Source organism: Singulisphaera photorubra (genome assembly GCF_045290345.1).
Taxonomy (GTDB): Bacteria; Planctomycetota; Planctomycetia; order Isosphaerales; family Isosphaeraceae; genus Singulisphaera.
Window position 1 is genome coordinate 5,108,829 of sequence record NZ_CP155447.1, and the last position, 15,555, is coordinate 5,124,383.

Here is a 15,555-nt window from a genome sequence, read left to right on the forward strand (position 1 = left end):
TCCGCATTTCACCCAGGTATTGTCCACACGGCTTAGTGGGTCAGGTGAGATTGAAGCAACGGCACGGTCCATCCCGTGGCCTGGTAGCCGAAGTCATCCGGTGGTTGGTCCAAGGAGGCCAGGAGGATCGCGTGGGCGTCTTCGGTCCAGTCCGAGGGGCGACCGGAGCCGTGATGAGTGACCAAGGAACTGGGGACAGGATGAGGACGGTAGGTGTCGACCCACCCGTGGACTGTGCGACGACTGACCCCCAGCCTGCGGGCCACATCGGTGGCCGTATTGCCCCGGTCGAGTTCGAGCAGACCGAGAGTGCGACGATAGGTGCTGAGGTCGTCGGTCGTCCGCAGTTGTCGGCGAAGCCGATAACGTTGCTGAGGCGTCAGATGCAGAGGGTTCATGGGGCGGCTCCTCGGCAGGATCACCGTGGAAGTCCCCGAAGTGTAAGGATGGACATTTCCTGGGGCAATCCCCAAAAAGGCGTCCAAACGAGAAAAAACGCCTGGAAATCGAGGCCCGATCGAAAATAAAGGCCCTCCGACAAAGTTCACAGCGTTGCCGGGGTGCGACCCAAGGTGTCAAGTGGCCGAAAACAAGGGGAATACGGGCATCAGCCCATCGCAGATCAAGTGTGCAAAACGTTTTGACGACCTACTTAGGCCCAATAGCTGCACTGGAGTAGCCCGCCTCGAATTATCAGCGAATCGGCCCTACCTGATGGATCTCCACGATGATTTCAGGCTCGGGAGCCTGCCGATGGAAAACCACTGCCGTTCTATTCGTACCGATCAGATCCCCCCCCCCGAAAGTGCGAGCATCGGTCCGAGATCCTCGCAAGGAGGACTTCTTCGCAGGTCGGCAACTCGGATGAGTTTGAAAACGAGACTGGTCGAACGGCTATACCGATACGCCACGACCTTTTGCGATCGTGGCGACTTTCGCCACGCCGAGGTGGCGTATCAGGTTATACTCTGGCTCTCCTCGGATGAGCGGACTGCTTTCGATCGTCTTCTGGGGTTATACAAGGACGCTGCTCACATCCAGCCTGCATTAAATCTCGCCAGGCAGTGGCTAAGCCGTCACCCCGAAGACATCAGCGTTTACGGTATCGTCGGAGAACTTGCGCTCGATCTCGGTGACCTTTCAGCAGCGGAGGCGTTGCACGCGCTGGCAAGTTCCGACCCTCGCTCGCCGCTGGCCGACTATCTCGCGGACCAGATCGCCCGTCACGAGGGTGCTTTCGCCGACTCAACTAGTTCTACTGTAACGGTTCGTTGAGACAGTCGCCGTAACTCCTTGGTTGATCCAGCCTTGGCCGATCCGGTGTTCAGGCGGCCATCAATCTCCGAAAGGGTGATGTTGCTGAGAGTTGCGTCAAGTCGCCCTGGAAACCGTTACAGTAGAACTAGGCATTTCCGCTCCGCACTTGAGAAGGTTCCGGACTATTACGCTGCGATGATCGCGCTCGCGATCAGTTTGGCCGACCAAAACGAGAAACGCGAAGCGGTCCGCGTGCTCGATCGAGCCGTAGAGCACCTCCCACAAGCACCCTATGCGTACTTGAAGCTGGCCGGACTGCGACAGTTCAAGCAGCCAGACGATCCACGCGTGGAGTATATGGTCCAACTGGCGAACCAGGGATCATTGCCCCGGTCGGAGTTGGCGATGCTACATTCTGCCCTGGGGGAGATCTTCGAGTTATTCGAAGACTACGATCGGGCATTTTACCACTACCGCTCCATGAACGAATTGTCCATCCGGACATTCTCGTTAGCGCAGCTCCGATCCGACGTTGACGCTGTGATCGGGATCTCCACCCAGGAGTTGTTGATCGAGAAGTCGCGCCTCAGCGCCCCCAAGGCCGGTGAGAACTTGCTGTTTGTTGTCGGGATGCCTCGATCGGGTTCGACGCTAATCGAACAGATCCTGGCCAGCCACCCGCATGTCCATGCCGTCGGAGAAAGCCGGGCACTCACTCGCGTGTCGCGTCGGCTCCCCGATCGCGTCGGCCGTCGTATGGGATACCCGGCGTGCGTGACTCACCTGGATCGAGCCACGGTGGCGTGGGCTTCGAACTTCTACCTTGAGGAAATCTCTGCTCCCGCCCATGATGGGCTCATGATCGTGGACAAAACCCTTGACAATCACATGGAACTTGGGTTGATCTCGATCCTCTTCCCGGCCGCCAAAATCATCCATTGCAGACGGAATCCCCTGGATACTTGCATCTCCTGTTACTTCCAAAATTTCTACATGCTTCGCTTCGCTGGTTCATTAGGGACCATCGGGATGGTCTACCGCGAATACGAGCGAATGATGGCGCACTGGCGGGCGGCCTTGCCCGGCTCCCTCTATGAGGTCGAATACGAGGCCATGGTCAGCAACCCCTATGAATCGACTCGCCGTTTGCTCGATGCGTGCGGACTTTCGTGGTCCCCAAAGTGCTTGGATTTCCACCGTACGAAGCGTGTCATCGGTACATCGAGCGTTGACCAAGTCAAGAGACCGATTTACACCCATTCCGTCGCTCGCTGGAAGAGGTATGAACAACACATCGGCCAACTTTTGGAAATATTTCCTGAGCAGGTAAGAGCGAGCGGCTCGCCCGGTCTCCCAAGGGGCTGAAGCCGATAAACAAGGCGACCTGGTCCGAGGGCCCGCCAGCGGGTTACCCCGCTCGGCACCAAGGTAGCGGAGTCGCACCCAGGCCATTCCCAGACCTGATACCCGGGATCGTGGAGGGGCATGAGGCCAGGCTCGACTACTGGTTGGGCGTATACAGGAAGCACCGGCCCAACCGGGGACTCGAGGAGGCGCAGCGGTTGCCTGGAATGGCTGCGAAGCTCGGTTGAGCATGACGCAGCCGCGGTCGGGACAGCAAGCTCCACCACTGCGGAGTTCATCGGATGGATGAAACTCCGAAAGTGCAGTGCTCTTTCCAGCCGCAAACAAAAACAAGCACTCGTTGATCCCGGATCATGGGTCGCTTTTAGGACGTGGAGTCTCTATCGCAGTAGTTCGGGGATGAGCGAGTCGAGCCTACCCCGTCCCTCGACAGAGTGGAGGTTGCCTTTCGTGTCGACGACGAAGACCGTGGGGATGAGGGTAATGTCCCAGGAGCTTACAAACTCGTCCGCGTCCTCTCCGTGGGATTGGAGCCACTCGATCCGATTCTTCTGTACGAAGTCCCGGACGGCCTTGCGTCCCTCCTCGCTGGCCTCGTCGAGGCTGACGCCAATGAATTCAACGCCCATGCCCTTATACTCGTTGTAGAGGCCCTTCAGCTTGGGCAGCTCAGCGACACACGGACCGCACTGCGTCGACCAGAATTCGATGACCACGACCTTACCTCTCAGATCCTTCTGCAAGGAAATGGTCCGACCATTGATGGCGTCCTTGAACGTGAACTCGATCGGCTTGCCGATTCTCTCGCTCCTTCGCTCAGACGACTGGGTCCTTTGAGCGATCTCGGCATCGGGGTATTCGGCAGTCACGCGAGCCATGATCGACGACCTTGTTTCGGGCGAAATCATTGGTAGTCGCGCGTATTGGGAGAGCAACTGAGCACCCCGATCATCTTTTGGGGCGACAGCGATAAAGCCCTCGATCGATCGTAGAGCCGCCTCCGGGCCGCTGTTTCTAGTGTCGCCTAAACCGAGCACCGCTCTAAAATAAGCAGCTTCCACGCGGAGAGGGTTTGTCCGCTCGGAAGCGATACGCTTGACTTCTGCCAGGAGTTCCTCTCTTCTTGATTCCAGCATTCGGCCCATCATTGCCGACCAACGTTTCAGCATAAGTTCTCGGACCATTGGGTGATCCGGAGCCAGTTGGTAGAACTTTCCGATCAGATCCACTCGACGATTCAAGGCCTCTCGGAGTCGGCTCATATGCGCCTGGATCTCGAGTGGATCACGGCTCTTGCTCTGATCCAGCGTTGGGAGTCGCCACTCAGAGAGAATCGTCTGAAGAATCTTCTCGGCGTCATCTGCTATCGTGCCTTCGTTCGTCAACAAGGCGCAGCAAATCGCCAAGCCGAAACCGTGCAGTAATGTCGACACGATCAACGCCCCCGTGACCAGGTGTATAGAGATCTGTCAGCCGGCGTCTGGGAGTGCAGACGCTTTCGATGAACCGCCGGTGTGCCAGTTCGTACGCATGCATGCCATTCGTTTCCATAGTTCTGCGCAGGCTAATTAATCGCATTTCGCGAACGCCTTGAATTGCCCGGTAACGAGCAAGACTCGCACGGTACCCCCTAGACATCCGAGCAGGGCATCACCCATAATATTATCACATATCCACCACAGTCCGAGCCAGTGATATTCCCAACTCCCCTGCGTGCCTGGATCCCCTGGCGGACTCAGATCGTTCGCCGATGCCCCCTTCCCACGGTGTGCGGCAACGGTCGCGCCCCCTCGCTGTCAGCTCCTGACCGACCGGGACCCTTGCCGGCACTTCCAGCCGATCCGGTAGCTGCCCCTCGAAGTCACAGTTGGTCGTGGCAGGCGGTTCTTTATACCACCCGCGTCGCGAAGGCGGCCATCCCCGTGTGGAGAAGCCTCGGCGTGGCGGACTCCGGGCACGCCGCCGCCGCGAACGAGGATCGCCGAGGAAGAGAAGGAGCAGCTATCGCTGCGACCTGAGATGCGTGCGGGGACCTGCCGGAGTCGTACCTCTCGTGATCGACGATTCGGTCACTCCAAGGGGTCCCGAACTGAGCGGCCTCGGCCCGAGGGGCCTGATTCGATTGAGGCGGAGCCGGGCCGCGAAATTGCCGCCGGGAGTACCTTCGCCGGACGGCCAGGTGCCGCGGAATTCACCATCGAGTGCGTTGCCCGCGACATCGGCGATCCCGCCCGACCGGGCCTCCAGGAAGAGCCGGGCGGACCTTGGGAGTCTGCGGCCGCCATTCACGACCACGGTCGCAAACTCGGGCATCGTCGGAACGCCACTTCCGGACATGATGATGTTAGTCACGGGAATGGATCTCGACCGGATCGGCCTGACGCGCGCCGCGATGTAGTGAGTCGTTGCGCGCACACTGCTTTGATCGAGGCCGGAACGGTCGTCCTGGAGGGCAAGGAGCACCCTGCCTGCCCTCGGCCGGAGCCGTGCGAAAAGGATGCGCGGAGCGACGGTGTCGACGGTGATCGATCCGAGCGCCTTCAGGGGTCCCGTAGCGCCGCCCGCGCCCGAGGCATTCGCACTAATGACATAGGTTCCCTCGGCCAGCGCGATCGAGTTGAGTCGCCAGATTCCGTCGGCCCCCGCCCGCGCGGCTCCCAACACAGTGGGGGCGGACTGGTCTGTCCTTCGGGCGAAGACGAGGACAAGCGAGCCGGGCGTCGCCGCACCGGTGAACTCAGGCGAAGGATCATTGGTGATCCCATCGCTGTGTGAGGTGCCCGTATCGCTCTCGAAGCTCAGGTTGCCGCTCAGCACAACCGGCCGAGGGACCACGGTCACGGTGAAAGTCAGCACGGCGGAGGTATCCACGCCTCCACTGGCCGTACCGCCATCGTCATGTATCCGGACGGTCACGGTCGCTGTCCCACTGACGTCGTTCCCGGGTGTGAAGGTCAAGCCGCCATCGGGCGCGATCGATGGAGCGACGGCGAACAAACCGGGGTTGTCATTGGTGACGAGGAAATCAAGGCGTTGACCGGCCTCATCGAGTGGACCCGTGCGAAGGTTCGTGGCCCACCCGAGGACGGTCTGCGGTCCGCTGCCGGCATAAACCGTCTGGTCAGATCCTCCGGTAAAGCTAGGTGCATCATTGACGGCGTTGACGACCACGGTGAAAGTCCGTGTCGTCACGCTGTGGCCCCCATCGGCCGTGCCGCCGTCATCCGTCACGGTGACCGTGATGATCGCCGTTCCACTCGCATTGGCAACAGGCGTATAGCTCAGCGAACCGGTGGCGTTCGGGCTCGTATACGAGACTGTCGGATTGAGGATCAGCCCCGGATTGCTCGACGTTGCCGTGATCGTCAACGTCTGTGATTCACTTGGACCCGCCGTGATCCCCGTCAAGTGGATCGTCTGCGCCCCGGCATCTTCGAGGATCGGCGCAGGGTCGGAGATCGGGTCAAGTGTCGGCGCGTCGTTCACCGCCGATACCGTCACCGTGAATGTGCGCGTGAACGTGTTGATTCCGCCGTTAGCCGTACCGCCGTTGTCCGTCACCGTGATGGTGATGGTCGCCGTCCCACTCGCATTGGCCGAGGGCGTATAGCTCAGCGAACCGGTCGCGTTCGGGCTCGTGTACGAGACCGTCGGATCGGCGATCAGCCCCGGGTTGCTTGACGTTGCCGTGATCGTCAGTGCCTGAGACTCATTCGGACCCGCAGTGATGCCACTCAAGTGGATCGTCTGTGCCCCGGCATCTTCGAGGATCGGCGCAGGGTCGGAGATCGGGTCGAGTGTCGGCGCGTCGTTCACCGCGGTCACCAACACCGTGAAGGTGCGGATGAAGGACTCGACACCTCCACCTGCCGTGCCACCATCGTCCGTCACGGTGACCGTAATCACGACCGTACCTGACTGGTTGCCCAGTGGCGAGTAACTCAGGGAACCGGTCGCATCTGGGGTGGCAAAAGTGACGGTGGGGTTAGGAATGAGGCTGGAGTCACTGGAGGCCACCGTCACCGTTAACTTCTGCGATTCGCCGGGACCCGCCGAGATGCCCGTCAGGTTGATCGTCTGCGTGCCGGCATCCTCAAGGATCGCGGCCGGGTCGGAGATCGGGTCGAGCGTCGGCGCATCATTCACCGCCGTCACCGTCACGGTGAAGGTGCGGGTGACCGTGTTGAGGCCACCGTTCGCCGTGCCGCCGTTGTCCGTCACCGTCACCGTGATGGTCGCTGTCCCACTCACATTGGCGACCGGCGTATAGCTCAGCGAGCCGGTGGCGTTGGGGCTCGTGTACGAGACCGTCGGATCGGAGATCAGGCCTGGGTTGCTCGACGTCGCCGTGATCGTCAGTGCCTGAGACTCACTCGCACCCGCAGAGATGCCGCTCAGGTCGATCGTCTGCGTCCCGGAGTCTTCGAAGATCGCCGCCGGGTCGGAGATTGGGTCGAGTGTCGGCGCATCATTCACCGCCGTTACCGTTACAGTAAATGTGCGAGTGAATGTGTTGATTCCGCCGTTGGCCGTACCACCATCATCCGTCACGGTCACTGTGATGGTGGCTGTCCCACTCGCATTCGCAACGGGCGTATAGCTTAGCGAACCAGTCGCATTGGGGCTCGTGTAGTTAACCGTCGGATCGGGGATCAGACCCGGGTTGCTCGACGTCGCCGTGATCGTCAACGTCTGAGACTCGCCGGCGCCCGCCGTGATGCCGCTCAGGTTGATCGTCTGTGCCCCAGCGTCTTCGAGGATCGCAGCGGGGTCAGCGATAGGGTCTAGGGTCGGCGCATCATTCACCGCCGTCACCGTCACGGTGAAGGTGCGGGTGACCGTGTTGAGGCCACCGTTCGCCGTGCCGCCGTTGTCCGTCACCGTCACCGTGATGGTCGCTGTCCCACTCGCATTGGCAGCGGGCGTATAGCTCAGTGAACCGGTGGCGTTGGGGCTCGTGTACGTGACCGTTGGATTGGGGATCAGACTCGGGTTGCTCGACGTCGCCGTGATTGTCAGTGCTTGCAACTCACTCGCGCCCGCCGAGATGCCCGTCAGGTTGATCGTCTGTGTGCCGGCATCCTCAAGGATCGCGGCCGGGTCGGAGATCGGGTCGAGCTTCGGCGCTTCATTCACCGCGTTCACCGTCACGGTGAAGGTGCGGGTGATTGTGTTGATACCGCCGTTGGCCGTACCACCATCATCTGTCACGGTCACTGTGATGGTGGCTGTCCCACTCGCATTCGCAACGGGCGTATAGCTCAGCGAACCAGTCGCATTGGGGCTCGTGTAGGTGACCGTCGGGTTGGGGATCAGGCCCGGGTTGCTCGACGTCGCTGTGATCGTCAGTGCCTGAGACTCACTCACACCCGCCGTGATGCCGCTCAGGTTGATCGTCTGCGCCCCGGCATCCTCGAAAATCGGCGCCGGGTCAGTGATCGCGTCGAGCGTCGGCGCACGATTGGCGGCGGTGATTGTCACCGTGAAAGTGCGTGTGAACGTGTTGACGCCGCCATTAACAGTACCGCCATCGTCGGTGACCGTCACCGTAATGGTTGCGGTGCCCGATTGGTTGGCCGCCGGAGTGAATGAGAGCGAGCCGGTGGCATTGGGACTGGTGTAAGTGACGGTGGGATTGGGGATCAGGCCCGGGTTACTGGAGGTCGCCGTGATCGTGAGAGCCTGCGTCTCGCCTGGACCCGCCGAAATCCCACTCAGGTTGACCGTCTGTGCCGCGGAGTTCTCCGGAAAGCTCACGTTAGAAAGGGAGGCGAGCGTCGGTGCGACGTTGACGGGCTGATAACGCTGGGCATAGATGCCATAGCCGTTACCCGCCCCTTCCCGACTCTGGTCCTGCCAGACAACGACGGCATGGCCGGTACCACTCAACGCCACCGCGGGCTGATTCTGGTTACTGGCAACGGTGGAGTTGACGCGGAACTCGCTTCCCGATGGCGTGCCGGTGGGGCCGAACTGCTGAGCGTAGACGCCGTCGCCACTACCGTCCTGTCCCAGGGCACTCTGCCAGACGACCAGGGCATTGCCCTGGGAGTCGATCGCCACGCTCGGTAGGATCTGGGCGTTGGCGGTGGTCGTGTTGACCCGGAAGTCGTTCCCGATCGCCACTGCCGAGGCGTTGAATCCCCGAGCGAAGATATCGTTCCCGCCAACGCCGTCGGCTCTCCAGGTCACGAAGAAGTTGCCCGACGCGGTCATCGCGATCGAAGGGAAATCTTGACTACCGGTTGTGGTGGAGTTGACGACGAACTCGGCTGTTATCGCCGCCCCCGAGGCGTCAAATCGACGGCCGACGACACCATTGAGGTTGCCGTCCCTTCCACTGCTGTCCTGCCAGACGATGACGAAGTTGGCCGCGGAATCCATCCCCACGGACGGGCTGATCTGAGCCCCCGTGGTCGTCGTGTTGACGACGGTCTCGCTCCCTTGCGGTACCCCCGAGGCGTTGTAACGCTGGAAAAACACATCGGCACTGGCACCGGAACCGTTCACCCAAGTGACGACGAAGTCGCCGTTGGCGTTCATCGCCACGGCACTGTTCGTTTGGTCGTTCGCGGTGGTCGAGTTCACGCGGAACTCCACCCCCTGGGCCGCGCCGGCTGCGTTAAATCGCTGGGCGAAAATATCGTAGCCGCTTGCGCCGTTGTAGCTCTCCCAGGTGACGACGAAGTCGCCGCTTGCGTCGATCGCCACGGCCGGATTCACTTGGACGTCGGCCGTGGTCGTGTTGACCCGGACCTCGCCTCCCTGGGGCGTGCCCGCCGAGTTGTACCGTTGGATGTAGATATCGAACGGAGCGGGTCCTGAGTAAGCCGTCCCCCCCTGCCAGGCCACCACGAAGTCGCCATTGGGGTCCATCGCCACCGCGGGAGTTTTTTGCTCGTTGGCAACCACGGTATTGACCTGGAACTCCGAACCGGCAGCCATGAGGGAGAGTTGCAGGCGGTCTTCCAGGGGCTCGAGCAAGAAATGTACGAACCGACGGCGCGCCGGGCGGCGAGGCGAGCGAGCGGACGGAAGTTTCGGCAGGCGCATGAGCGTGTCCCTGGGTCCAGGCGATGGCTCGGTGATGTGCCTTACGGTAAATCCGCGGCCCGGTCCCGCCCCCAATCCCGGCGCAGTGGGCACGGAGCAGTCGCCACCTTCGCGACAAGACACTATCAAAGTTTAATATAGCACATCAATACGGTTTCCTACAAACGATTTCAGATTTCAGTCCAACTGGTTGTATCGATCCCGCCGTCGAATGCGATCGTACTCGAGATTCGCGACAGTTGCGGATTTCCACCGAGCGAGCAGAACGCCAAGGGACCGAGCACGGCCGGAGTGAAATCCACCCGGTGAACTCCAAGGCCACGGTCGGGCGCGCGGGGCGTTCAATCGGGGGGGGGTTGCCCAGGAATCAGCCGCGCGGCTCGGGATCGGGAATCAAGGCGCTGGGACGAAGCCAGTACGAAAACTCGGGCGCGGTGAACGCTTGCTGAACCTCGTCCTTGCCGAGATGGAGGATCATGGGGCGAGTCACACCGGGGAGGAAGCAAACATCAAACAATTCGGTGCAACCGGACGTGAAGTCGAGCCGGCCCACCTCGCGTCCCGTCCGCAAGTCGACCACGGCCACGCCACAATGGAGACGGGGGTGCCGCGTCTGAACCGGCAGGCCGCCGAAGATGTGGGTCTCGCGGATTATGCTCAGGCCCACCAGGGCGAACGGCCCGACCAGGCAGAGGCCCCGCAAGTATCCGGGCAGGGTGCAGACGACGTCGTGTCGGAAGGTCGCCGGATCGACTCGCCAGAGCTCGCCGGCCCCCGAATTGAGGACCCAGAGCGCCCCGTCGTGCAAGCGGGGCGAATGGGGCATGCTCAGGCCGCGGAGGACGACCGTGTTGGTCTCCACGTCGACGACGACTCCCCCCGAGGCCTTGTTGGACCTCCAGCCCCCCAAGTCATCGGTCTGGCCCAACGCGGTCACGAACTTGGGTCGTCCCTCGGCCATCGCCAATCCATTGAGGTGACAACGGTCTTCGGGCACCGTCGCCGTGACGAACGGCGGACGCCACTGGGGCACGAAATTGAAGTCACGGCTCGGCGAGGCGAGGCAGGAAAACCTCGTATTCACCATCCAGAGTGCCTCGGCGCCGAAGGCTACGTCGTGGACGTTCAGGTCGCCGGTGAAATAGGCGACCCGTGGTAGGTAGAGGGCGTCATAGGCGCCCCGCCGGTGCTCCTGAAAGTCGTTGGCCAGAAGAGGTGCGTTGGCAAACATGAAGAGTTGGTGGCGGGTGGCGAGCAGGAGCCGCGAGCCGTCCCTGGCCAGCCCCATTGGCTTGTCGAAGTCGCGGAAGAGCAAGGTGACCTGCCGCCCGTCCCAGCCAATCAGCCCCACCTTACCGGCCTGATAGGTTGTAAGAGCCAGGGTGCCCCCCGCCTCGCTGAGCCACTGAGGGAAGTCACCCGAGACCGCGCAACCAATCGTCCGATCGCGAGGGTCCGGGGTTGAATGCGGACGGGGTTGATTCATCGGCCGATACTTTTCGCCCTGGGCCCGGATCGCCCACGATCGATCGTTCGCCAGACTCACGCCAAGACTCGCCCAAATCCTACCACAGGGACGAGCGGGACCGACGAGGAGTCCATCAGTGCCGTTCCTGTTCGCAAACGAGAGGGTCTACCGTCGAATGATGCCGGCTAGCCCCGGGCCGGGAAGATCCCTTGCAGGGCAATGATAAAATTCAGGGCGAGGTACGGCTGCCGGTTCTCATGCCCCTGGTCGCTCCCGGTGACTGAGGTCGATAAGGGAGACATCGGTGCGTTGGCCCCCGCCCCGCCTGTATAGGTCGTATCGCCCGCGGACGAGGCGGCCCAGGCGGCGCCGGCGGGGGACGAGGCGCTTCCACGACGGGCGAAGCCGAGCGCGCCATGGGAGTGGCTCGGCAAGCCGGCCAAGGGGAGAGCGACGGCTTCAGTCCCGTCGGCTTCGCCTATGCTGTAGTCGCTCAGTCCGGGCCCTTGGCCCGCGTTGATCGGCACACGGCCCCGCAAGTCGGGCAAAGCGAAAGTCGATTGACCGTTTCCGCCGTAGGCCGTCCCCAGGAGTGAGAACAGCGCAGTGTTCTGGCTGATCGGCAGGATCTGGCCGTTGCACAGGGCCCAGCCCCGAGGGGCGAAATTGTAGGGAACGGCCAGAATCTGACCGAGGAACGGATTCAGCATCGACACTCCTCCACCGGGTGTGGGCGTTGACGGCCCCACGGAACCCCCAGGGACGTCAGTTCTGGGCGGGGAACAAGCCATTCAGGGCAATGATGTAATTGAGGCCCAGGTAGGGCTGCCGGTTCTCGTGGGGCTGGCCCCCACCATTCGACCCGATCGCCTGCACCGCCATCGCGGCAGCAGGGACCGACGCGGCATAGAGATTGTCGCCGGAGGTGCTCGCCCAGATCGCACCACCAGGGACCGCGCTGTTGCCTGGCTCCGTGGTGCACTGCGGCACATGATCGTGACTGGCGATCTGGTTCAGAGTCAGGGTGATTTCCTCAGCCCCGCTTCGCTGCCCCAGGCTGTAGGCGCTCAGACCTGGCCCCTGGCCATTGTGAATCGGGACGCGCCCGCGCAAGTCGGGAAGCGCGAAGGTCGTAACACCGTCGCCTCCATAGGTCGTTCCCAGGAGCGTGAACAACGCATCATATTCGGCGATCGGCAAAAGTTGCCCGTTGCAAAAGGCCCAGCCCACAGGCGCGAAGTTGAACGCGACCAGGGTAATGTACGCAAGGAGCGGCTCGTCCATCCGAGGATCTCCGGTGGGTAAGCAGGTGCTCTGGCATCGCGGCGGCGCGACCGCCGCCTTACTTCATTCTCGGCTCGGGAAGATTCCCACCAGAGCGATGATGAAGTTGACCACGAGGTATGGCTGCCGATTCTCATGGGTCTGGCCGCCTCCGGTCGCGGTGATCGACCCGGGTATCATGGTTGCGGTGGGAACGCCTGCCGAGCGATACGGAGTGCTGTTCGTCGTCGACCCGGCCCAGACCTGACCCGCGGGGCCGACGCTGCCGCCGGCTCCCGAGCCCCCTTGCGCTGCATGGGAGTGGCGGGGTAGTTGAGCAACCGTCAGCGCGACTGCCTCGGCCCCCCCGGTCTCCCCCAAGCTATAGTTGCTCAGACCGGGCCCCTGGCCCGAGTGGACGGGGATCCGGCTCCTCATATCGGGCAGGGCGAAGGTGGTAACCCCATTGCCTCCGAAGGTCGTCCCGAGCAGTGAGAACAACGCCTGGTTCTGGTTGATCGGGAGGATCTGGCCGTTGCAGAACGCCCAGCCCCGGGGCGCGAAATTGAAGGCGACCATGCCAATTTCGCCAATGTATGGTTCCATGACTCGCGCTCCGGTGCTTCAGGACCGTGGTCGAACGACGCCGCTCAACGTCCTCGCCGTTCCCAGTTCCGCCTAGTTGAAGACCGCCTGATAGTGGGTTCCTTCCGGGTCTCCCTCCGCACCGAGCGGCACCAGGAATAAGGTGAGCTCGCCAAACGCTTCGTGCTTCAGGGAATGGATCTGTTGCGAAAGGCCGACCTGAAAAGGCCCCCGGAAGATCAGGGAGAATGGCTCCCGTCCGCCCGCCGCAGAGAGAGCACCACGCAACCCAAGCGGCTTGGCCTCGATCAGTCGGAGTTCCACCGTCTCGCCGGTCTCGCGGATCACGTGAAACAACTGATCGACGTGCTCCATGAAATCGGAGATCGACAGCAGATCGCTCATGCGTCACCTCGCCATACATGCCATTGTATCGCGATCTCTTGCTGTAACATCACCGGTGGCAGTGATAGACAATCCGCCCCCAGAGGAGCTCGAAAAGTCGCCGCGACAGAATGAGCTAGCAGTTAACGTCAATAATTCTGTAGAGTCAAGCACCAAAGACAACTTGAGGATGCTTTCGTACTTTAAAGACCGCGAACATGACTGAATTTCGTGGTACGGCATATTTTAACAAGGAAGGATTCGCCCTCGGCTCGATCCCACCCCGTCGAACTATCCGATCTCGATCCTTGACAGGCCCGCGACCTCATGGACAATCAAGACGTGACAACAGACTTACATTGAAGTACAACCACAATTTGGCAAGGTCCACATGGAGACGCGACTCGGCCGGTCGTCCGAGGTAGGACCATACCCTTCCAGGCTTCGACGCTCAGGACGCGTCGCCGCCATATCTCACAAATCAGGGCGACCATGATGCGACCGCGACCCATCTGCCGTCGGAAGTTCTTGACGGACCTCTCCGACTTGGGGATGGTCAGTCTGATCGGTTCGACCTGGCCTTCGATTCAAAGGCCGGCCACGCTTGCCGATGAGCCCATCGCGAGCAAAACTCGGGTGTTCAGGCTGGACGCCCTGACCTGCCAAGACTTCTCGCCCCTTGTGGGGGAATCGTTCTTGGTCAAGCCGGAATCGGCCCCTCCCCTCTCCTTGACGTTGATCGAGGCGAAGCGCTTGCGGCCGCAGCTCGTCCCCGTTCCGGGCCTGGCCGCTCGGACTCCGTTCTCGGTCGTATTCCGGGGACCGGTCGATTCCCGCCTGGAGCAAGGTCTCTCCCAGGTCCAGCACCCCACGCTCGGCATCCTCGACCTCTTCCTGGCACCGATCGGCCCCCAAACGGACGTCGCGCATTTCGAGGCCATCTTCAGCTAGCGGTACTCCCCCGTGTTTCGACCCAGCAATGCCGATCGCGACGGCGCGGAACGCCTGGCTCTCATCCCCTCCTCCGCTCCAAAAGGCTGGTTGCGAACCCTCGTTGCCCTATTCACCTTGACGTTGATGAACGCCGGCCCCCAAGCCCGGTCGCAAGAGAGCCAATCCGTCGCAACGCGACCCTCGTTGATGGAACTGCGCGCCGTCGCCGAGCTCGAGCGGCTCTCGGGCAGGGTCGAACGAGAGGGGAACCAACCGGCGGGGGCGGTCGTCCGCGTCCTCCTCGGCCATCCTGGTGTTACCAACGCCGACCTCGCCCCGCTCAAGGCGCTCCCGACCATCGAGACGCTGGTGATCACCCAGTGTGCCGTGACTGACGCAGGACTCGTTCACTTGAATGGTCTAGCGAACCTGCGGCATCTCTTCCTGGCGAGCCTTCGGGTGGGTGACTCGGGCCTGCTTCATCTAGCCCGGCTTGGCCGACTCGAGACTCTCGACTTGCAGGGCACGCAGGTCACCGACGCCGCTCTCTCCCACTTGAAAGGGCTGACGAATCTCAAGACTCTGCGACTGACCGAGACCAGGGTCGTCGGCTCGGGCCTGGCGCACCTGCAAGGGGCAATCGGACTCGAAGTGCTTGACCTCTCGAAGACCCGCGTCACCAGTGCCGGTCTGTCCCGCTTGGCAAGGCTGGGACGGCTCCAGGAGCTCAACCTGGCGGGAACCAAGGTCGGTGATTCCGGGCTGGCCCACCTCGAGGGCTTGGTCGTCCTCGAAACGCTCGACCTTTCAGGCACGAAGATCGCCGATGTGGGACTCGCCCATCTGAAGGGGTTGACCACGCTTCGGTCGCTTCGACTCTCTGGAACGAACGTCACAAACGTCGGCCTGACCTCCCTGACGGATCTGTGCCGACTCCAGGCGCTGGATGTCTCCTCAACCCGAGTCGGCGACGCTGGCCTGGCTTCCTTGAAAGGTTGTTCGACCCTCGAATTGATCGACCTCTCGCGTACGAGAGTGACCGACGCCGGACTCACCCACCTGAAGGAGCTGACCAAGCTTCAGACGCTCAACCTCAGCCGCTCGCGGGTGACCGATGTCGGTCTCGCCCGGCTGGAGGGACTCCGGAATCTCCAAACCCTGGACCTCTCCCACACTCACGTGACCACCGCTGGAGCCATGCGGTTTCATCAGAAATCACCAAAAACAACGATACTTCGATAAATTAT

At 61.8% G+C, this 15,555-nt stretch carries 13 protein-coding genes; 4 read left to right on the forward strand and 9 right to left on the reverse strand.

The genetic code is table 11. The features are described from left to right. Nucleotides 1-32: 32 nt before the first annotated feature. Entirely contained in the window at nt 33-398 is a 366-nt protein-coding gene (locus tag V5E97_RS19370) for a helix-turn-helix domain-containing protein (protein WP_406700925.1), read from the reverse strand. Between the two features lie 466 nt (nt 399-864). On the opposite strand from V5E97_RS19370, the gene V5E97_RS19375 reads away from it, so the two are divergent. Then, nucleotides 865-1,275 carry a tetratricopeptide repeat protein gene (locus tag V5E97_RS19375; RefSeq protein ID WP_406700926.1) on the forward strand — a complete coding sequence of 137 codons (411 nt, stop codon included), beginning with the start codon at nt 865-867 and terminating at the stop codon, nt 1,273-1,275. 177 nt (nt 1,276-1,452) lie between these two features. Further along, nucleotides 1,453-2,622, forward strand: a complete 1,170-nt coding sequence (locus tag V5E97_RS19380; RefSeq protein WP_406700927.1) for a sulfotransferase — start codon at nt 1,453-1,455, stop codon at nt 2,620-2,622. Between the two features lie 380 nt (nt 2,623-3,002). Here V5E97_RS19380 and V5E97_RS19385 read toward each other — a convergent pair whose 3' ends face one another. The 8 genes from V5E97_RS19385 to V5E97_RS19420 all read right to left on the reverse strand — a co-directional run bounded on the left by V5E97_RS19385 (nt 3,003) and on the right by V5E97_RS19420 (nt 13,396). Next, entirely contained in the window at nt 3,003-3,500 is a 498-nt protein-coding gene (locus V5E97_RS19385; protein ID WP_406700928.1) for a TlpA disulfide reductase family protein, read from the reverse strand. A gap of 1,123 nt (nt 3,501-4,623) precedes the next feature. Beyond that, nucleotides 4,624-9,675 (reverse strand): beta strand repeat-containing protein, encoded by a 5,052-nt coding sequence (locus tag V5E97_RS19390; protein ID WP_406700929.1) that lies wholly within the window; start codon nt 9,673-9,675, stop codon nt 4,624-4,626. A 170-nt stretch (nt 9,676-9,845) separates the two neighbouring features. After that, nucleotides 9,846-9,977, reverse strand: coding sequence for a hypothetical protein (locus V5E97_RS19395; protein ID WP_406700930.1), 132 nt, complete (start codon nt 9,975-9,977; stop codon nt 9,846-9,848). A gap of 65 nt (nt 9,978-10,042) precedes the next feature. Then, the gene (locus V5E97_RS19400; protein WP_406700931.1) at nt 10,043-11,221 is read right to left on the reverse strand and encodes a TIGR03032 family protein; all 1,179 of its coding nucleotides are present in this window, start codon (nt 11,219-11,221) and stop codon (nt 10,043-10,045) included. A gap of 107 nt (nt 11,222-11,328) precedes the next feature. Beyond that, entirely contained in the window at nt 11,329-11,853 is a 525-nt protein-coding gene (locus V5E97_RS19405; protein ID WP_406700932.1) for a phage tail protein, read from the reverse strand. 55 nt (nt 11,854-11,908) lie between these two features. Next, nucleotides 11,909-12,427, reverse strand: coding sequence for a phage tail protein (locus tag V5E97_RS19410; protein WP_406700933.1), 519 nt, complete (start codon nt 12,425-12,427; stop codon nt 11,909-11,911). A gap of 63 nt (nt 12,428-12,490) precedes the next feature. Next, nucleotides 12,491-13,012, reverse strand: coding sequence for a phage tail protein (locus V5E97_RS19415; protein WP_406700934.1), 522 nt, complete (start codon nt 13,010-13,012; stop codon nt 12,491-12,493). Between the two features lie 72 nt (nt 13,013-13,084). After that, nucleotides 13,085-13,396 carry a DUF6916 family protein gene (locus V5E97_RS19420; RefSeq protein ID WP_406700935.1) on the reverse strand — a complete coding sequence of 104 codons (312 nt, stop codon included), beginning with the start codon at nt 13,394-13,396 and terminating at the stop codon, nt 13,085-13,087. 471 nt (nt 13,397-13,867) lie between these two features. On the opposite strand from V5E97_RS19420, the gene V5E97_RS19425 reads away from it, so the two are divergent. After that, complete coding sequence (locus V5E97_RS19425) at nt 13,868-14,326, forward strand: DUF6916 family protein (RefSeq protein ID WP_406700936.1); 459 nt, start codon at nt 13,868-13,870, stop codon at nt 14,324-14,326. A gap of 12 nt (nt 14,327-14,338) precedes the next feature. Continuing rightward, nucleotides 14,339-15,550, forward strand: coding sequence for a leucine-rich repeat domain-containing protein (locus tag V5E97_RS19430; RefSeq protein WP_406700937.1), 1,212 nt, complete (start codon nt 14,339-14,341; stop codon nt 15,548-15,550). The last annotated feature ends 5 nt before the right edge of the window (nt 15,551-15,555 follow it).